The following is a 17,351-nucleotide window of genomic DNA, read 5'->3' on the forward strand; positions in this document are numbered from 1 at the left end:
CATGCCGGACGACCACACCACCGCGCCGCTGTCGCGCATCGTTCTCGCGTCGAACAACGCGGGCAAGCTGCGCGAATTCACCGCGCTGTTCTCGACGGTCGGCATCGAGATCGTCCCGCAGGGCGACCTTGCCGTGCCGGAAGCGGAGGAACCGTTCGGCACCTTCATCGAGAATGCGCTGACGAAGGCACGCCACGCGTCGCGGCTCACCGGGCTGCCGGCGATCGCTGACGATTCGGGCCTGTGCGTGCGCGTGCTGCGCGGCGCGCCGGGCGTCTATTCGGCACGCTACGCGCAGCGCGCGGGCCGTGACAAGGGCGACGCGGCGAACAACGCGTATCTCGTCGAGCGGCTGCGCGGCGTCGACGACCGGCGCGCATACTACTGCTGCGTGCTCGCGCTCGTGCGCCATGCGGACGACCCCGAGCCGCTGTTCGCCGAAGGACGCTGGGCGGGCGAGATCGTCGACACGCCGCGCGGCGAGCACGGATTCGGCTACGACCCGTATTTCTACCTGCCGTCGCTCGGCGCGACGGCCGCCGAACTCGAGCCGGCCGTGAAGAACACGCACAGCCATCGCGCGCTGGCGCTGAAGGCGCTGCTGGCGCGGCTCGCGGAGGAAGCATGAGCACGCCCGATACCCGTTCGCCAGCGGAGGTCGCATGAGCCAGGCCGCGCAAACCGGCGCGCGCGTCGTCGCGACCTTCACGTCGCCCGGCCAGGTGCGGCTCACGTCGCTGCCGCCGCTCGCGCTGTACGTGCATTTCCCGTGGTGCGTGCGCAAGTGCCCGTACTGCGATTTCAATTCGCACGAGTGGAAGGGCGAACGGTTTCCGGAAACCGAGTATCTCGACGCGCTGCGCGCCGATCTCGAGCAGGCGCTGCCGCTCGTATGGGGCCGCCAGGTGCATACGGTATTCATCGGCGGCGGCACGCCGAGCCTGCTGTCGGCGGCCGGCCTCGACCGGATGCTGTCCGACGTGCGTGCGCTGCTGCCGCTCGACGCCGATGCCGAGATCACGCTCGAGGCAAATCCGGGCACGTTCGAGGCCGCGAAGTTCGCGCAGTTCCGCGCGAGTGGCGTGAATCGCCTGTCGGTCGGCATCCAGAGCTTCAACGAAACGCACCTGAAGGCGCTCGGCCGGATTCACGACACGACGCAGGCACGCGCCGCGGTCGAGATCGCCGCGAAGAACTTCGACAACTTCAACCTCGACCTGATGTTCGCGCTGCCGAACCAGACGCTCGACGAATGCCGCACCGACATCGAGACCGCGCTGTCGTACGCGCCGCCGCATCTGTCGCTGTATCACCTGACGCTCGAGCCGAATACGCTGTTCGCGAAGTTCCCGCCGGTCGTGCCCGACGACGACGCGTCGGCGGACATGCAGGAATGGATTCACGCGCGCACGGCCGAGGCCGGTTACGGGCGCTACGAAGTGTCCGCGTATGCGAAGCCGAATCATCAGTGCAAGCACAACCTGAACTACTGGCGCTTCGGCGACTATCTCGGGATCGGTGCGGGCGCACACACGAAGCTGTCGTTCCCGAACCGGATCCTGCGGCAGGCACGCTACAAGCATCCGGCGACCTTCATCGAGCAGGCGATGGCGGGCACGGCCGTGCAGGAAGAGCGTGAAGTCGGCGCGCGCGACCTGCCGTTCGAGTTCATGCTGAACACGCTGCGGCTCGTCGAGGGCTTCCCCGTGCACAGCTTCGCCGAACGCACGGGCCTGCCGATGAGCACGATCGAGCCGGCGCTGCAGGAAGCGGAACGGCGCGGGCTGATCGCGCGCGATTTCGCGCAGATCGCGCCGACGCCGCTGGGCCAGCGTTTCCTCAACGACCTGCAGGAATTGTTCCTGCGCGACGATTGAAGGGATGAACCACGCGGCATTTCGGTTACAATGCCGCCTCGTGTGGAAGCGTGGCCGAGCGGTTTAAGGCACCGGTCTTGAAAACCGGCGACGGGAAACTGTCCGTGAGTTCGAATCTCACCGCTTCCGCCAGGAAGTTCGCCAAACCCCGTCCATTCACCGAATGACGGGGTTTTTTGTTGGTCCGCGCGCGCCCCTCCCCCACGTTCCGACGCGTCACGCCGGATGCCGTTACAATCCGGCGCTCCGATTCGCGAAACGGGAAACCCACGTCATGAAGCCCTTCATCGCCCCGTCGCTCGCCGCACTGCTGGTTGCCGTCAGCACGCCGGCGACGGCCGACACCGCCGCCGGCAGTGACGCGCAAGCGTCGTGCGCGATCGCCTACGTGACGGGCGTCGGCGGTTCGCCGCGCGGCCTGAGCGAATACCTCGCGAGCCCGTCGCCCTACAACTACGTGAAGGACAACGACCTCCAGTGCAAGGTGGGCGACGATGGACGCACGTCGAACTGCACCGGCGTGACCTACCTCAGGAACGAACAGGTCAGCGTGTACGACGATTCCGATCCGGCGACGCTGACCGTCGTGGCGCGCGTGGAGCTTGATCACGGCCAGAAATACCCGGTGATCATCGTCGTGCAGCGCAAGGACGCGCGCTGCAAGCAATGATGCAGCGCCGCGCGCGAGCCCGTCCGCCGAAACGGCACGGGCGTTCGCGCCGGCCCTCGCGCGGCCCCTGAGCTGCGGGCACCGGCAGCGGCCCGCCATCGCATCGCAGCGCGCCGGAAGCCACCCTCCCGGCCGGCCGCTCGATCACCTAGAATTCGATCATCACGGCGACACGACCGCCGCCGCGTACTCGATGCCGCGCGCGCCACCCCTGCGTGCGGTACACGGAGATCGCCATGACCGAACTGTCGACACCGGCGGAACACGTCGATTACGAAGGCTTCGAGATCCATGTCGTGCCGGCCGTCGTGCCCGGCAGCGACACGCGCTACACCTATACCGGTTACGTGTGCCATCCGGGCGCGAATCCCGCATTGCCCGGCCACGCGGTGCCCTTCCATGCGGACGGCGAGGAAAGCTTCGCGAGCCTCGATGAAGCCGTCCACGAAGCCGTGCACATCGGCAAGAGCATCATCGACGGCACGCACCCCGACCTGTCGATCCTGTCACTCGTCACGCACGGCTTCTGAACCGGGCCGCACGCATCGCCGAAGATGGCGCGGGCGCGCCCGTGGTGCTGCCTGCCGCGATCCGCTGCACACGCGCCGGCTCCTCGCCACGCGCCTGCGTGCCACTCGCGTTCCTCGCGTTTCTTTCAACCTTGCAACAGGCACGCCGGGATGCACACGTGCGGCAGCCACGCGAGCGTGCTGTCATATGTCACGTCACACCGCGCTGCGCGAGCGCACGCCGTCTCGTCATCAGCGATCGCAACATCCGGCATCGCCCCTTATGCGTTTCTCCCGATATCGGCCCGCGTCCGTGCGCCTATCATTTTTTTATAGTCACTTCCGGCTAGCCTCCCATGCGCCCTCTTCCCCGTTTGCATGTCGACCGGCTGCGTGCAGTTGCGCTGGCCGTCGTCGCCATGCTCGCGGCGTGCACGATCACGCCGCCTCCGTCGCTGCACTCGATCCTGACGGTTCCGTCGATCACCCGCAGCGGCAGCCTCGACCAGTACCGCGTCGAAGTCGCGCAGCGTGTCGCCGAACGCAATCCGTCCGGCATGCTGCACGGCATACCACAGGCCATGCTCCGCTCGCTCGTCGTCGTGGCCTTCACCGTCGATGGCAGCGGCCGGCTCGTCAACGCGTCCGTCTATCGCAGCAACGGCGACAGCGAAGCGGAAGCACTCGCGCTCGCGTCGCTGCGCCGCTCGGCGCCGCTGCCACCGCCACCGTCGCGACTGCTCGACGGCAACGGCCGGCTCGAATTGATGGAAGGCTGGCTCTTCAACGACGACGGCCACTTCCAGTTGCAAAGCACCGCGTCGGCGCAGGCGCAATCGATCGACTGACCGGTCGCCGCCCCGCGATTGCCGGTGCGCGGCGGCGCTGGCTATAATTTTCCGCAATCGCGCGGCCATCACGCCGCGCGCGCGTTCGCGCGCCGCACCCGGCATGCGAGCCGACCACGCCGGCACCGGGCGGCGGCGACGTACCCGTCTCCATCGTCGACCGGCGGGTGACGTCCGCGCCACGGCGCGCGTCCACGCCGCCACCGCATCATCCGCTCGGCTGCCCCCGGCAGGCATCCGCCTGCCCGACCGCACGCTCAGCCGACCGCCCCAACGACAAAACGGAGACATCCATGTCCGCATCCCCCCCGACCGTTGCACACGCAACCGGTTCGGCCGGCGCCGTCAGCCACCGGCGCATCGTGTTCGCCAGCTTCATCGGCACCGCGATCGAGTTCTACGATTTCTACGTATACGCAACGGCCGCCGCGCTCGTCATCGGCCCCGTGTTCTTCCCGCACGGGTCCGCGACCGCCCAGGCGCTGTCCGCCTTCGTCACGTTCGGCATCGCGTTCATCGCTCGCCCGATCGGCTCGTTCCTGTTCGGGCACTTCGGCGACCGCATCGGCCGCAAGTCGACGCTCGTCGCATCGCTGCTCGTGATGGGCGTATCCACCACCGCCATCGGCTTCGTGCCCGGCTACGACGCGATCGGCGCGCTCGCGCCGGTGCTGCTGTGCGTGCTGCGCTTCGGCCAGGGGATCGGCCTTGGCGGCGAATGGGGCGGCGCCGCGCTGCTCGCGACCGAGCACGCGCCGCAGGGCAAGCGCGGCTGGTTCGGGATGTTCCCGCAGCTCGGGCCATCGGTTGGCTTCCTGATGTCGAACGGACTGTTCTTCGCGCTTGCGCTGTCGCTGTCGGACGAGCAGTTCCGCAGCTGGGGCTGGCGCATCCCGTTCCTGGTCAGTGCGGTGCTCGTCGCACTCGGCCTGTACGTGCGGCTCAAGATCACCGAAACACCCGCATTCCAGGCCGCGCTCGATCGCAACGAGCGCGTGCGCGTGCCGGTCGCGACGCTGCTCACGCAACACTGGCGGCCAACGCTGCTCGGTGCGCTCGCCATGGTCGTCTGCTACACGCTGTTCTACATCTCGACGGTGTTCTCGCTGTCCTACGGCGTGTCGGCGCTGCATATTCCGCGCCAGAGTTTCCTCGGCCTGCTGTGTTTCGCGGTCGTGTTCATGGGACTCGCGACGCCGCTGTCCGCGTGGGCATCGGACCGCTTCGGCCGCAAGCCGGTGCTCGTCGTGGGCGCGATCGCCGCACTGCTGTCGGGTTTTGCGATGGAGCCGCTGCTCGGCAGCGGCTCCATGCCGCTCGTCGCGTTGTTCCTGACGATCGAGCTGTTCCTGATGGGCGTGACGTTCGCGCCGATGGGCGCGCTGCTGCCGGAGCTGTTCCCGACCAACGTCCGCTACACGGGCGCGGGCGTCGCGTACAACCTCGGCGGGATCCTCGGCGCGTCGATCGCGCCGTATATCGCGCAACTGCTGGCGGCGCGCGGCGGGCTGTCGTGGGTCGGCGGTTATGTATCGGTTGCGGCGGCAATCAGCCTGATCGGCGTGCTGCTGATGCGCGAGACGCGCGACGCATCGCTCGTCTGAGACTCCGGGGCGACCCGGGTTGTGCGCGGGCCGGCGCTGCCTATACTCGATCCTGGGTGCGCCGCTGCGCGCCCCCGGGATCCCGCCCCGAAGGAGCCGCCGCCATGCACATCCGCCTCGGCAATGCCGATCTCGTCCTGATCCTCGCACTCGCGCTGGGTGGCGCGATCCTGCTCGCGATGCGCTTCCGGCCGCAGACCTGGCGCGGCCTCGTGTTCGAGGCGCTGCTGGCGAATCTGGCGGCCGTCGCCGCCGTCCTCACGGTCGAGGCGCTGCTCGCCTGAACCACCGCGCCCCACCTCGTCAGGCGGTCAGCCGCGCGCGCAGCGCGCCATAGGCCGGGCTGACCGTATCGATCGCGTCCAGCGCCTCGTCGACCGACGGCATCGTGCCCGGCTCGCCGATCGACAGCGCATTCGGCGCGCCGCCGATGCCGCAATGATGGCGCGACGTCGCGACGAAAATCATCACGGTCGGCCGCTGCAGCGCGTGCGCCATGTGTACGAACCCCGTATCGACCCCCACCACGAGCGCAGCCCGGCCGAGCGCCGCACCGAGCTCGCGCACCGTCATCGCGGGCAGCACGACCGCACCCGGCGCGCGTGCGGCTATGTCCTGCGCATCGCCATGCTCGGCAGCCGATCCCCACGGCAACAGCACGCGTACGCCACGCGCCATCATCTGCGTGGCGAGCGCGGCCCAGTGGTCGGCCGGCCATTTCTTGTCGGGGTTGGACGTCGCATGGAACAGCAGCATGAATGGGGCGCCATCGGTCACGGCAGCCGGCAGGTTCACGTCCCGGGGCGGAACGATGCCGTACGTGGCGATACCTTCAGGCACATAGCCGAGCGCCTCGCCGGCGCTCACGCGCATCCCGTGCCACGCGTCGCAGTCCGGCCGCGGGCCGAAGCGATGCGAATACGCGAAGCGTGCGCCCGTTTCGCCGAGATCCTGCGTCTGGTAGCCGACGCGGCGCGCGGCGCGCGCGAGCGCCGAAATGATCGCGCTCTTGTAGACGCCGTGCAGATCGATCACCGCATCGTAGCGATGCGCCCGCAGCGCGCCGATCGACGCCGTGATCGCCTTCAGGTCGCCACGATTGCGCATCTTCTTGAAACGGCGCAGCGGCGCGCACAGGACACGGCTGACGCCCGGATGCCAGCGCACGACCTCCGCGCACGATTCATCCACTGCCCAGTCGACCGTTACGCCGGGAAAGGCGCGATGCAGATCCGCGACGACGGGTAGCGTCTGGACAACGTCGCCGAGCGACGTCACTTTCACGATGAGAATACGTTTCACGATGTGTGGAGATAAGCCAGTCAATTTGGCATGCTCACGATGGTTACATGCGCAGACATTACGTGAAATTACTTTTGCAACAAAATGCATCTCCTTTCAGGAACATTCTCGCTCCCCGCCCGCATCCGGTTCTTTTTATAATTCGATCTTTGCCTGCCGGCCCGCGCCGATGCCACGCCCCGCTCTTCCCGCCCTGTTTCCCGCCCTCACCCGTCGTTCGCTGAGGATCTGGCGCCAGTATGGCGTTTTCTGGCTCGGTGCGATCGTCGTCGGCCTCGCGGCCGTACTTTACGCGCGTCTGATCGACTGGGGTTACGAAACCTTCCGCACGATGCGCGATCACGCCGCGTGGCTGCCGCTGCTGCTGACGCCGGCCATCGCCGCGCTGTCGGTATGGATCACGCGGCGCTTCTTCCGCGGCGCCGAGGGCAGCGGCATCCCGCAGGTGATCGCGACGCTGCATGCGCGCCCGAGCGCGTTCGGCTCCCGGCTGCTGACGCTGCGCATCCTGTTCGGCAAGGTGCTGGTGTCGTTCCTCGGCATTCTGGGCGGCTTCACGATCGGCCGCGAAGGGCCGACCGTACAGGTCGGCGCGGCGCTGATGTTCAACCTGCGACGCTTCTACCCGCGCTCGAACGCGCAGATCGAACGCCAACTGGTGCTCGCCGGCGCGGCGGCCGGGCTGTCGGCCGCGTTCAATACGCCGCTCGCCGGGATCGTGTTCGCGATCGAGGAGCTGACGCGCAGCTTCTCCGCGCGCGCCAGCGGCGTGCTGATCACCGCGATCATCCTCGCCGGCGTCGTCGCGCTCGGCCTGAACGGCAACTACACGTACTTCGGCACGATCGATGCCGGCCCCCATTTCCCGAAACTGCTCGCGCTCGCCGTGCTGGTCACCGCGATCGTCACGGGGATCGCAGGCGGCGTGTTCTGCTGGCTGCTGCTCAACACGGGACGCTGGCTGCCCGCGCAGTTGCTGGGCCTGTATCGCGAGCGGCCGATAACGTTCGCCGCACTGTGCGGCTTCGCAATCGCCGTCGTCGGCCTCGTATCGGGCGGCACGACCTTCGGCAGCGGCTATGCCGAGGCGCGCGGCCTGCTCGACGGCAGCCAGCACCTGTCGGTTTTCTATCCGTTCCTGAAGATGATTTCGATGGTGGCGTCGTACCTGCCGGGCATCCCGGGCGGGATCTTCGCGCCGTCGCTGTCGATCGGCGCCGGGTTCGGCAACCTGTTGCATATCGTGTTCAGCAACATGAGCCTGCCGATGCTGATCGCGCTCGCGATGGTCGGCTACATGGCGGCCGTCACGCAGTCGCCGATCACGTCGTTCGTGATCGTGATGGAGATGATCAACGGTCACGCGCTCGTGATTTCGCTGATGGCCACCGCGCTGGTGTCGAGCCGCGTGTCGCGCGTCTTCGCGCCGCCGCTCTACGAGACGCTCGCGCTGCGCTATCTCGCGCCGCCCGTCACAGCCGCCGAACCGGCTGCGGCAACCGCGGCGAGCGCGACGGCGGCAACCGGCATCACCGAGCCGCAGGATGCGGCCGCGGCGCCCGCCGATCCGCTCGACACGCTGCGCGACGAAGGCGGCACGGGCGACGAAGCGTCCCCCGCCACCGCGCCGGCCGAGGACGCGGCCCATGCACCGGCGCCGCACGACGGCGAGCCGGCCGCAGCCGGGACGCACGCCCCGGCACAGTCCGGCCCGCGCGACGCTCAATAGATCACGACGGGCGCCGGCCGGTAGTACACGGGCCGCGCCGGCACGACGATGCACCCGGCCAGCGTGATCGCGACGAGCGCGATGGCGATTGCGGTTCGTTTCATCGTCCGCCTCCATCACGCCCAGTGGCCACGAGTCCAGAACCAGTTCGGACCACGCTGGTCCCAGTGGCCCGGCACCCATTGCATGCCGACGCGCTCGGCTTCCCAGTGGCCGCCGATCCACACGTAGCGCCCATGCTCCCAGTGCCAGTGCCCGCGATCCCACACGTAGCCCACGCGCGAGGCCGGCACGACCTCGTAGCGCTCCGGCGGCGGTGCGTTCGGCGCGACGATCACGACTTCCTCGGTGCGCACGGCGACCGGCTCGGCGACGACCATGCGGCCCTGCGGCACGATCACGGGGGTGCCGACGAGAATCTCGTCCGCGTGTGCGGCAAGCGGCGCGACGACGGCTGACAGGCTCGCGGCAAGCAATGCGAGCGAAACGATACGACGTTGAACGGTAGAGACAGCCATCACAACCTCCTGGTTGAACAAGTTACGCGAGCGTATTCGTTCAATGCGGGAGGCGCGGTAACGGCCGACAGACGCCGTGTTACGGCATGCCCGAAAGTGCAACAGGGCGTAAGACGCGCACGGCGGCGAGTGCCGCCGTGCGGAGGGATACCCGCAACGGTCAGGCTTGCGGAATCTCGATCTTCACTTCGAGGACTTCGAGATCGTCCTGGCGCTCGAGGCTCACGCGGATGTCATCGTCCGAAATATGGACGTACTTCGAGATGACCGCGACCAGCTCCTTCTGCAGCGCCGGCAGATAATCGGCCGGCGGCCGGCCGCCGACGCGCTCGTGCGCGATGATGAGCTGCAGGCGCTCCTTCGCGACCGACGCGGACTTTTTCTTCTCGCCGAGGAGAAACGAAAGGATGGACATGGGCGGCCTCCGTTACTTGCTGCCGAAGAGGCGCTGCAGCAGGCCCGGCTTCTGGTAATCAGTGAAGCGCAGCGGCTTGTCTTCGCCGAGGAAACGCGCGACGACGTCCTTGTACGCTTCCGCGACGTCGGTACCGTCGATATGGACGGCCGGCAGACCCTGGTTCGATGCATGCAGCACGGCTTCCGACTCGGGCACCACGCCGATCAGCTTGATGCGCAGGATCTCGCTGATGTCCTCGAGCGACAGCATCTCGCCTTCGCTGACGCGCTTCGGGCTGTAGCGCGTGATCAGCAGGTGTTCCTTGATCGGATCCTTGCCTTCGGTCGCGCGCTTCGTCTTCGACGACAGGATGCCGAGAATGCGATCCGAGTCACGCACCGACGACACTTCCGGGTTCGTGACGATCAGCGCTTCGTCCGCGAAGTACATCGCGTGCAGTGCGCCCGCCTCGATACCGGCCGGCGAATCGCAGACGATGTATTCGAAGTCCATCGCGACCAGATCGTTCAGCACCTTCTCGACGCCGTCACGCGTGAGCGCATCCTTGTCGCGCGTCTGCGACGCGGGCAGGATGAACAGGTTCTCGCACTTCTTGTCCTTGATCAGCGCCTGGTTCAGGTTCGCTTCGCCCTGGATCACGTTCACGAGGTCGTACACCACGCGGCGCTCGCAGCCCATGATGAGATCGAGGTTGCGCAGGCCGACGTCGAAGTCGATCACGGCCGTCTTGTGGCCGCGCAGCGCGAGACCGGACGCAAAGCTCGCGCTCGTCGTCGTCTTGCCCACGCCGCCCTTGCCCGAGGTCACCACGATGATTTTTGCCATTTACCCAATACCCTGTGTTCGTCAATGAGAGCCGATCGATCCGGAGCGCTCCGCGTGTTTTACGTCAGGCGCAGCGGTTCGATCATCAGTTTTTCCTCTTCGAGCCGGATCTGCACCGATTTGCCCAGTACTTCGGCGGGCAACGGGTTCTCGGTTGTTCGATAGATACCCGCGATCGAAATCAGTTCCGGCTCGAGACACGTGCAGAAAATGCGCGCGTCGTGATTGCCGTGCACGCCCGCGAGTGCGCGGCCGCGCAACGGCGCGTAGATGTGGATATTGCCTTCCGCGATGATCTCCGCGCCGTGACTGACCGGCGCGAGCACCACGAGGTCTCCTTTCGCGTAAATCTGCTGCCCCGAACGCAACGGCCGGTCGATCACGAGCGTCTGGCCGCCGGCCTGCACGGGCGTCGGCGCGGGATCCGACGGCTGTTCGGGCGCCGCTGCGGCTGCCGCAGCGGTGGCGGGCTCGACGGCTGGCACTGCCGCCGGTTCCGCTTCGTCGGCAGGTTTCGCGGCCGGCGCGCGGCGATCGCGCGCCTCCAGCAACGGCAGGCCGGCTTCCCCCGCCCAGCCCTGCGTTGCCAGTGCGACGACGCCCACCGGACGCATCCGCACGTCGTTCAGCATCTGGCGGATGTCCGCGAGCGCGACGCGTTCGCCGTCAGCCAGGCGGCGGACGTCGATCGCGACGACATCGTCGGCGAAAAACTCGGGAGTCGCTTCGAAGCGCTTGACCAGTTCGGTACGCAACGCATCGAGATCGGTCGTCTTCACGGTGAACAGCAACGTATCGACCGATCCGCTGCGCAGCTCGAAGAATGGCGATTTTTTAAGCGACATGGACACTCTGCAAAAATTTTTTGCGTATTTTACAGGCGTCCACGCGCGCGGCCATTATTTTTGGGGAACCGGGTGGCGGCGGCCCGGGCGGGCGCGCAACCGGCAGGCGGGCAGGCAAGCGGGCGACCCGATCCTCATCGCGCCGAACGGCCCGCTTTCTGACGTCACGTCAGTGCTTCATCTGCGATACGTACAGCGATTTCATCGCGCCGGGCATCCGTGCGATCGGCGCGTGTTCGCCGGTATTGCCGAACCCCGCCCGCTCGTAGAAGCGGATCGCGTTGCGGTTCGCATCGGCAATCCACGCGTAGACGTCCTGGGCACCGCGCTCGGCGAGCCAGGCGGTGGCCGTCTCCAGCAGCAGCACGCCGCCGCGCAGATGACGCACCGCATGCGCCACCCACAGCTCGCTGACGAACGCGCGCCGATCGGGCGTATTGTCGAAATACGCGCCGATCATGCCGGCCGGATGGCCTTCGGTATACAGCAGGAAAGTCGTCGACTCGTCGGACACGGCGCGCTGCGCGGCAATCGCCGACGCCGCGTCCGTTTCGACGTTCAGCAATTCGGCCTCCGGCGCTTCGCCGGGCGCGTAGGGCTCGCGCAGCGATGCGGCGCGGAGTTCGCGATACACGCCGCCCTGGTCGGCAACGATACGACGAACGGTCAAGGTCGAACTCATGCAGGCACAGCCCCCTTCGGACAGCAAGCTACTAGCTTCAACCGAAAGCGGGGCATGAGTCAAATCGTAATTTTCAAATGACAGCGCGAATCGAAAGGCAGCACGCACCGCCGGCGGCCAGTCGGCCCGTTCGTGTGCAGGTGCAGCATCGCCATGCCGATGCGTGCCGCCGAAAGACGGTTGCGGCAGCCTCGTTCGACGCATGCCGGCACTCGCCTTGCGACATGCGGCAGTTGCCCGTCAGACCCCGTGGATTTCAACGCGAAAGCCGTAATGATCCGTAAGATTGGCGACCCCGGGAATAGATATCACGAGCACCTGCCGTCCTCTCAATATTGCATTGCAACATTTGTTGCGGATCCGTGGCGCCGACATCCGCACGCGTCACGACACGCCATCCGTCTGACGAACCGCTCGGCCGTACGGGTCGATCCGGCGTTCGCCGCATGTTTCAATCAGCGTGCGCGGGCCCTTCCCTGCCTGCGCCGCACACGCCCGTCCGTTTGGAGCCGCGCGCCTAGTGCCGGAGTTTGGCAAGCGTGCGCCTGGGTCGTATAACAGGCAGAACCGGGTGACGATCCGGCTCGACCGCGCGTGCTTCGCGGGCCCACGAGAATTCGAACAACCGTACCGGCGGCCCCCTCGGGCGGGCCGGCAGGAGGGAGACAATGGCAATGACCCACGGATCGGCTTCGGGCTGGTCGGATGGCAAGCGTTACCTGTGGCTGCTCGGCGCGCTGACGATCACGCTGCCGATCCTCGCCGCCCAGCTCGCGCTGTCGACGGGCCTGCACGTGTTCTGGTGGTTCGGCCCGCTGTTCGCGTTCGGCGTGATCCCGATCCTCGACACGCTGATCGGCGACGATCGCGACAACCCGCCCGAGGACGTCGTGCCGCACCTCGAACGGGAGCGCTACTACCGGTTGATCGTCTATCTCGCGACGCTCGTCGAATACGTCGCGTTCTTCGCGTGCGTCTGGATCGTCGGCACGCATGCGCTCGCCTGGTACGACTACGTCGGCTTCGCGCTGTCGCTCGGCGCCGCGACGGGCATCTCGATCAATACCGCGCACGAACTCGGGCACAAGACCAACCGCTTCGAGCGCTGGCTCGCGAAGATCACGCTCGCGCCGGTCGCATACGGCCACTTCTATGTCGAGCACAACCGCGGGCACCACGTCCGCGTCGCGACGGCGGAGGACCCGGCGAGCGCGCGCTACGGCGAATCGTTCTGGGCCTTCCTGCCGCGCACCGTGACCGGCAGTATCCGCTCGGCGTGGCGGCTCGAGAAGGCCCGCCTCGAACGGCTCGGGCATTCGCCGTGGACGTGGCGCAACGAGGTGCTGCACGCGTGGGCGATGACCGTCGTCGTGTGGGGCATCGCGATCGCGATGGCCGGCAAGGTCGTGATTCCGTTCCTCGTGATTCAGGCCGTCTACGGCGCGTCGCTGCTCGAAGTCGTGAACTACGTCGAGCATTACGGGCTCGGCCGCCGCAAGCTGCCGAACGGCCGCTACGAACGCTGCACGCCGCAGCATTCGTGGAACAGCAATCACGTCGTCACCAACCTGTTCCTGTACCAGTTGCAGCGGCACGCCGACCATCACGCGAATCCGACGCGCTCGTACCAGGCGCTGCGCCACTTCGACGATGCGCCGCAACTGCCGGCAGGCTACGCGACGATGATCCTGTTCGCGTACGTGCCGCCGCTCTGGTATCGCGTGATGAATCCGCGCGTCGTCGCGCACTATGGTGGCAACATGGCGCAATCGAACATCAAGCCGTCGATCCGCGCCCGCGTGCTCGCGCAATATCCGGCCGCGGCGTGACCGCGGGGGACGGGCCGCGGTCGATCGGCGCAGGTGCGCCGCTGAAAGCCGGCGCTGCGGCGGCCCCGGTTCCATCGAAGACCGGCGCGACGGCGGCCGCCGTCACGCCATTTCCGGCAGCCTGAACACGGCCACCGCATGCCGCAGCGCGCTCGCCTGCTCGGCCAGCGCCTGCGTCGCGGCCGAGGCCTGCTCGACGAGCGCCGCGTTGCGCTGCGTCGCTTCGTCCATCTGCGTCACCGCGATGTTCACCTGCTGGATGCCGCCGCTCTGCTCCTGCGACGCGGACGAGATCTCGCCGACGATCGTCGTGACGCGCTGCACCGCGCCGACGATCTCGTGAATCGATTCGCCCGCCCGGCCGATCAGCACGGCGCCCTCGTCGACCCGCCTCGTCGACTGCTCGATGAGCCCCTTGATCTCCTTCGCCGCGGCGGCGCTGCGCTGCGCGAGCGTGCGCACCTCCGCCGCGACGACCGCGAAGCCGCGCCCCTGTTCGCCCGCGCGAGCCGCCTCGACCGCTGCGTTCAGCGCGAGGATGTTGGTCTGGAACGCGATGCCGTCGATCACTGCGATGATCTCGCCGACCTCGGCGGAGCTGTCGGCAATGCCGTTCATCGTGCCGACGGCATCCGTCATCACGCCGCCGCCCGCCGCCGCGATGTTCGACGCATCGTGCGCCAGTTGCGCCGCGTGCTGCGCGTGCTCGGCCGACTGGCGGACGATGCCGGTGAGTTCGGTCATGCTGGCGGCCGTCTCCTCGAGCGACGCGGCCTGCGCCTCGGTCCGCGCCGACAGGTCGTGATTGCCCGACGCGATCTGGGCGCTCGCCGTCGCGACGGCTTCGGCATGCGTACGCACTTCGAGCACGACGCCCGACAGGCTCGTCTGCATCGTCTGCAACGCGCGCAGCAGATCGGCGATCTCGTCGCGGCCGGCCGCGTCGACGTCGCGCGTCAGGTCGCCTTCGGCGACGGCCTGCGCACACGCCACCGCACGGTCGAGCGGACGCAGGATCGCGCGGCTGAACAGGAATGCGCCGACCATCGCGACGCCGAGCACGACCAGCATCAGCACGAGGCTCGCGGTCGTGGCGTGCTGCGCATCGCGGCTTGCCTGCGCCGACACCGCGGCACTCTCGTCGGCGATCGACTTCGCGGCCCGCTCCAGCAGCGCCGCCGGCTCGCGGTCCACGCCCGCCACCGCGGCATCGCCCGCCGACGGCTCGAAGCCGGCCGCCTTGAACGCGTCGAACCCGCGCCGGTAGCCGTCGCCCATCGCCGTGTGCGCGCGCATGAACTGCTCGACGAGCGAGCGGCTCTCGCCAGGCGGCAACTGGTGAACGAGCTGCGCGGCGAGCGTATCGACCGTCCGCTCGCGCGTCTGGAAAGCCTGCCAATACTTGTCGAGCTTGTCGGGCTGCTTGCCGCGCAACAGCGTGTCCTTCCATTCCTGAACCTGCAGCTTGAACTGCACGAGCGTGGCCGACACGAGCCGTTCGTCGCCGACGTTCGTCTGCACGTCTTCGGCAAACGTATCGATCGACCGATTGAGAATGTGGATACCGTACAGCGCGCCACAGAACATCAGCAGTAGCGCGACGGCGAATGCGAGGGGAATCTTGTAGCTCAGCTTCATGGAACCTTGAATCGACGGGGAACGAGGCGATCCGGCACGAGCGCCGGCCGCCGCCCCGTGTTAACGGCGCGGCAAGCGCGGGCTTAAAGCAGAGGAAAGCGGCAAAGGCCGGACGCACGTATCGTGGCCGGCCAGTGCGCTGAGATGCGTGGCGCGCGGCCCGATTGTCGCGCCCCTGCGGCGGGCCCGCCATCCAGCGGCGCACGACGACGATCGACGGCACGCCGAGTACGATCCTCGCGATCACGTGGGACAGGCAGCGGAGCGGCCACCTCGGGCCGGCGTCGGCACGATCATCGCGGCATTCAGCACGATCGATGCTGCGTTTGCCATTCAGCGCGGCTGTATCGAGGACGTGGCACGATCATGCATGCGGTGGGCGCCCCCGCATCTGCACGATCCGAGTTGCCGAAGGTCGAGCTGTTGCCACGACAACGGCTTGCGACTCGACGCACGCACCGCGAACCCAAAACGAAAAACCCCTTGATCCTTCCGGATCAAGGGGCTTCGTATTTTGGCGGAGAGGGTGGGATTCGAACCCACGGTACGGGGAAACCGTACGCCTGATTTCGAGTCAGGTACATTCGACCACTCTGCCACCTCTCCTTCCTTGCTGCACCTCGCGGCTGGTCGTTTCCGCGAGAAAAAGATTATAAGACGATCGCTTCGTAGCTGACAAGCCCTTTCTGCAATTTTTTTGCGAAGGCTTTGAAGGCCGCGTTACGACGCCTGTGCCGGCGCGTCGATACGCTCGATGCCGCCCATGTATGGGCGCAGCACTTCCGGCACCGTGACCGAGCCGTCCGCGTTCTGGTAGTTCTCCAGCACCGCGACGAGCGTGCGGCCGACGGCGAGACCCGAACCGTTCAGCGTATGCACGAGCTCCGGCTTGCCCTGCGCGTTGCGGAAACGCGCCTGCATCCGGCGCGCCTGGAACGCTTCGGTGTTCGAGCAGCTCGAGATCTCGCGATAGGTGTTCTGAGCAGGCAGCCACACTTCGAGGTCGAACGTCTTCGCGGCCGAGAAACCCATGTCGCCCGTGCACAGCGTGATCACGCGGTACGGCAGGCCGAGCTTCTGCAGGATCGCTTCCGCGTGGCCAACCATCTCGTCGAGCGCGGCGTACGACGTTTCCGGCGCGACGACCTGCACCATCTCGACCTTGTCGAACTGGTGCTGACGGATCATGCCGCGCGTGTCGCGTCCGTACGAACCGGCTTCCGAGCGGAAGCACGGGGAATGCGCGGTCAGCTTGATCGGCAGTGCGGACGCGTCGACGATCGACTCGCGCACGGTGTTCGTCAGCGAGATTTCCGACGTGGAGATCAGGTATTGCGTGACCTTGTTGTCCTCGCCGCCCTTCTCGACGCGGAACATGTCGTCCGCGAACTTCGGCAGCTGGCCCGTGCCATACAGGATCTCGGGGTTCACGATGTACGGCGTATACGTCTCGGTATAGCCGTGCTGCTGCGTGTGCGTGTCGATCATGAACTGCGCGAGCGCGCGGTGCAGGCGTGCGATCGAGCCGCGCAGCATCGTGAAGCGCGCGCCGGCGAGCTTCGCGCCGGTCTCGAAATCGAGGCCGAGCGGCGTGCCGACGTCGACGTGATCCTTCACCTCGAAATCGAACTGGCGCGGCGTGCCCCAGCGGCGCACCTCGACGTTGTCGGCTTCGTCCTTGCCGACCGGCACGCTTTCATGCGCGACGTTCGGCATGCCCAGCATCAGGTCGGACAGGCGCGCCTGGATCTCGCCGAGCTTGGCTTCTCCCGCCTTCATTTCATCACCGATCCCGCCGACCTCGGCCATCACGGCCGACGTGTCCTCGCCCTTCCCCTTCATCGCGCCGATCTGCTTCGACAGGCTGTTGCGGCGCGCCTGGAGCTCTTCGGTGCGGGTCTGGATCGCGCGGCGTTCCGCTTCGAGCGCGGAGAAGGCGGCGATGTCGAGGGTGTAGCCGCGATCGGCGAGGCGCTGGGCGACGCCGTCGAGGTCTTTGCGCAGCAACTGGATGTCGAGCATGGGAGGACTTGGAGAATCGTTGTGTAAGACGGGAA

The 17,351-nt window shown here is 67.2% G+C and carries 17 protein-coding genes and 2 tRNA genes; 10 read left to right on the plus strand and 9 right to left on the minus strand.

Annotation, left to right across the window (positions count from 1 at the left end; translation table 11 throughout):
- The first annotated feature begins 1 nt into the window (after position 1).
- The 8 genes from rdgB (at position 2) to LGM89_RS18260 (ending at position 5,792) form a co-directional block, all read left to right on the plus strand.
- A complete protein-coding gene (rdgB, locus tag LGM89_RS18225) occupies positions 2-628 on the plus strand; it encodes an RdgB/HAM1 family non-canonical purine NTP pyrophosphatase (protein WP_089494288.1) in 627 nt (208 codons plus the stop codon).
- 34 nt (positions 629-662) lie between these two features.
- Positions 663-1,877: a radical SAM family heme chaperone HemW gene (gene hemW, locus LGM89_RS18230; RefSeq protein WP_089455780.1), complete on the plus strand. Its 1,215-nt coding sequence runs from the start codon at positions 663-665 to the stop codon at positions 1,875-1,877.
- 44 nt (positions 1,878-1,921) lie between these two features.
- Positions 1,922-2,009, plus strand: a tRNA-Ser gene (locus LGM89_RS18235).
- A 142-nt stretch (positions 2,010-2,151) separates the two neighbouring features.
- Positions 2,152-2,547 (plus strand): hypothetical protein, encoded by a 396-nt coding sequence (locus LGM89_RS18240; protein ID WP_089494287.1) that lies wholly within the window; start codon positions 2,152-2,154, stop codon positions 2,545-2,547.
- A 236-nt stretch (positions 2,548-2,783) separates the two neighbouring features.
- Entirely contained in the window at positions 2,784-3,077 is a 294-nt protein-coding gene (locus tag LGM89_RS18245) for a hypothetical protein (RefSeq protein WP_089494286.1), read from the plus strand.
- Positions 3,078-3,412: 335 nt separating this feature from the next.
- On the plus strand, positions 3,413-3,904 hold the full coding sequence (locus tag LGM89_RS18250) for an energy transducer TonB (protein ID WP_089494285.1): 492 nt from the start codon (positions 3,413-3,415) through the stop codon (positions 3,902-3,904).
- Positions 3,905-4,197: 293 nt separating this feature from the next.
- Positions 4,198-5,508, plus strand: a complete 1,311-nt coding sequence (locus LGM89_RS18255; RefSeq protein ID WP_089494284.1) for an MFS transporter — start codon at positions 4,198-4,200, stop codon at positions 5,506-5,508.
- A 104-nt stretch (positions 5,509-5,612) separates the two neighbouring features.
- On the plus strand, positions 5,613-5,792 hold the full coding sequence (locus LGM89_RS18260) for a hypothetical protein (RefSeq protein ID WP_089494283.1): 180 nt from the start codon (positions 5,613-5,615) through the stop codon (positions 5,790-5,792).
- Between the two features lie 19 nt (positions 5,793-5,811).
- Here the strand turns inward: LGM89_RS18260 and waaC are convergent, their stop codons facing one another.
- Positions 5,812-6,810: a lipopolysaccharide heptosyltransferase I gene (gene waaC, locus LGM89_RS18265; RefSeq protein WP_226273650.1), complete on the minus strand. Its 999-nt coding sequence runs from the start codon at positions 6,808-6,810 to the stop codon at positions 5,812-5,814.
- A gap of 169 nt (positions 6,811-6,979) precedes the next feature.
- Between waaC and LGM89_RS18270 the strand changes: the two genes are divergently transcribed.
- Positions 6,980-8,539 carry a chloride channel protein gene (locus tag LGM89_RS18270; RefSeq protein ID WP_226273572.1) on the plus strand — a complete coding sequence of 520 codons (1,560 nt, stop codon included), beginning with the start codon at positions 6,980-6,982 and terminating at the stop codon, positions 8,537-8,539.
- A 116-nt stretch (positions 8,540-8,655) separates the two neighbouring features.
- Here the strand turns inward: LGM89_RS18270 and LGM89_RS18275 are convergent, their stop codons facing one another.
- The 5 genes from LGM89_RS18275 to LGM89_RS18295 all read right to left on the minus strand — a co-directional run bounded on the left by LGM89_RS18275 (position 8,656) and on the right by LGM89_RS18295 (position 12,031).
- Entirely contained in the window at positions 8,656-9,057 is a 402-nt protein-coding gene (locus tag LGM89_RS18275) for a YXWGXW repeat-containing protein (protein ID WP_226273573.1), read from the minus strand.
- Positions 9,058-9,217: 160 nt separating this feature from the next.
- Positions 9,218-9,472 carry a cell division topological specificity factor MinE gene (minE, locus tag LGM89_RS18280; RefSeq protein ID WP_006476634.1) on the minus strand — a complete coding sequence of 85 codons (255 nt, stop codon included), beginning with the start codon at positions 9,470-9,472 and terminating at the stop codon, positions 9,218-9,220.
- A 12-nt stretch (positions 9,473-9,484) separates the two neighbouring features.
- Complete coding sequence (gene minD / locus LGM89_RS18285; RefSeq protein ID WP_046545140.1) at positions 9,485-10,300, minus strand: septum site-determining protein MinD; 816 nt, start codon at positions 10,298-10,300, stop codon at positions 9,485-9,487.
- A 59-nt stretch (positions 10,301-10,359) separates the two neighbouring features.
- On the minus strand, positions 10,360-11,145 hold the full coding sequence (gene minC / locus LGM89_RS18290; protein ID WP_226273574.1) for a septum site-determining protein MinC: 786 nt from the start codon (positions 11,143-11,145) through the stop codon (positions 10,360-10,362).
- A 169-nt stretch (positions 11,146-11,314) separates the two neighbouring features.
- Positions 11,315-12,031 (minus strand): GNAT family N-acetyltransferase, encoded by a 717-nt coding sequence (locus LGM89_RS18295; RefSeq protein ID WP_226273575.1) that lies wholly within the window; start codon positions 12,029-12,031, stop codon positions 11,315-11,317.
- Positions 12,032-12,495: 464 nt separating this feature from the next.
- Here LGM89_RS18295 and LGM89_RS18300 point away from each other — a divergent pair, with 464 nt between their 5' ends.
- The gene (locus tag LGM89_RS18300) at positions 12,496-13,656 is read left to right on the plus strand and encodes an alkane 1-monooxygenase (RefSeq protein ID WP_089494279.1); all 1,161 of its coding nucleotides are present in this window, start codon (positions 12,496-12,498) and stop codon (positions 13,654-13,656) included.
- A gap of 102 nt (positions 13,657-13,758) precedes the next feature.
- Here LGM89_RS18300 and LGM89_RS18305 read toward each other — a convergent pair whose 3' ends face one another.
- From LGM89_RS18305 to serS, 3 genes are all read right to left on the minus strand, one after another.
- Positions 13,759-15,294: a methyl-accepting chemotaxis protein gene (locus LGM89_RS18305; protein WP_226273576.1), complete on the minus strand. Its 1,536-nt coding sequence runs from the start codon at positions 15,292-15,294 to the stop codon at positions 13,759-13,761.
- Positions 15,295-15,809: 515 nt separating this feature from the next.
- A tRNA-Ser gene (locus LGM89_RS18310) sits at positions 15,810-15,900 on the minus strand.
- 114 nt (positions 15,901-16,014) lie between these two features.
- On the minus strand, positions 16,015-17,316 hold the full coding sequence (gene serS / locus LGM89_RS18315) for a serine--tRNA ligase (protein ID WP_226273577.1): 1,302 nt from the start codon (positions 17,314-17,316) through the stop codon (positions 16,015-16,017).
- Positions 17,317-17,351: the final 35 nt, after the last annotated feature.

It is taken from the genome of Burkholderia sp. AU31624, assembly GCF_020420065.1.
Lineage (GTDB): Bacteria > Pseudomonadota > Gammaproteobacteria > Burkholderiales > Burkholderiaceae > Burkholderia.

Coding starts and splice junctions, on each gene's coding strand:
- LGM89_RS18240 (WP_089494287.1), top strand. CDS start 2,152: ATGAAGCCCTTCATCGCCCCGTCGCTCGCCGCACTGCTGGTTGCCGTC.
- LGM89_RS18250 (WP_089494285.1), top strand. CDS start 3,413: ATGCGCCCTCTTCCCCGTTTGCATGTCGACCGGCTGCGTGCAGTTGCG.
- LGM89_RS18245 (WP_089494286.1), top strand. CDS start 2,784: ATGACCGAACTGTCGACACCGGCGGAACACGTCGATTACGAAGGCTTC.
- LGM89_RS18275 (WP_226273573.1), bottom strand. CDS start 9,057: ATGGCTGTCTCTACCGTTCAACGTCGTATCGTTTCGCTCGCATTGCTT.
- rdgB (WP_089494288.1), top strand. CDS start 2: ATGCCGGACGACCACACCACCGCGCCGCTGTCGCGCATCGTTCTCGCG.
- LGM89_RS18300 (WP_089494279.1), top strand. CDS start 12,496: ATGGCAATGACCCACGGATCGGCTTCGGGCTGGTCGGATGGCAAGCGT.
- minE (WP_006476634.1), bottom strand. CDS start 9,472: ATGTCCATCCTTTCGTTTCTCCTCGGCGAGAAGAAAAAGTCCGCGTCG.
- LGM89_RS18270 (WP_226273572.1), top strand. CDS start 6,980: ATGCCACGCCCCGCTCTTCCCGCCCTGTTTCCCGCCCTCACCCGTCGT.
- serS (WP_226273577.1), bottom strand. CDS start 17,316: ATGCTCGACATCCAGTTGCTGCGCAAAGACCTCGACGGCGTCGCCCAG.
- LGM89_RS18295 (WP_226273575.1), bottom strand. CDS start 12,031: ATGCGTCGAACGAGGCTGCCGCAACCGTCTTTCGGCGGCACGCATCGG.
- LGM89_RS18305 (WP_226273576.1), bottom strand. CDS start 15,294: ATGAAGCTGAGCTACAAGATTCCCCTCGCATTCGCCGTCGCGCTACTG.
- minC (WP_226273574.1), bottom strand. CDS start 11,145: ATGTCGCTTAAAAAATCGCCATTCTTCGAGCTGCGCAGCGGATCGGTC.
- LGM89_RS18255 (WP_089494284.1), top strand. CDS start 4,198: ATGTCCGCATCCCCCCCGACCGTTGCACACGCAACCGGTTCGGCCGGC.
- minD (WP_046545140.1), bottom strand. CDS start 10,300: ATGGCAAAAATCATCGTGGTGACCTCGGGCAAGGGCGGCGTGGGCAAG.
- hemW (WP_089455780.1), top strand. CDS start 663: ATGAGCCAGGCCGCGCAAACCGGCGCGCGCGTCGTCGCGACCTTCACG.
- LGM89_RS18260 (WP_089494283.1), top strand. CDS start 5,613: ATGCACATCCGCCTCGGCAATGCCGATCTCGTCCTGATCCTCGCACTC.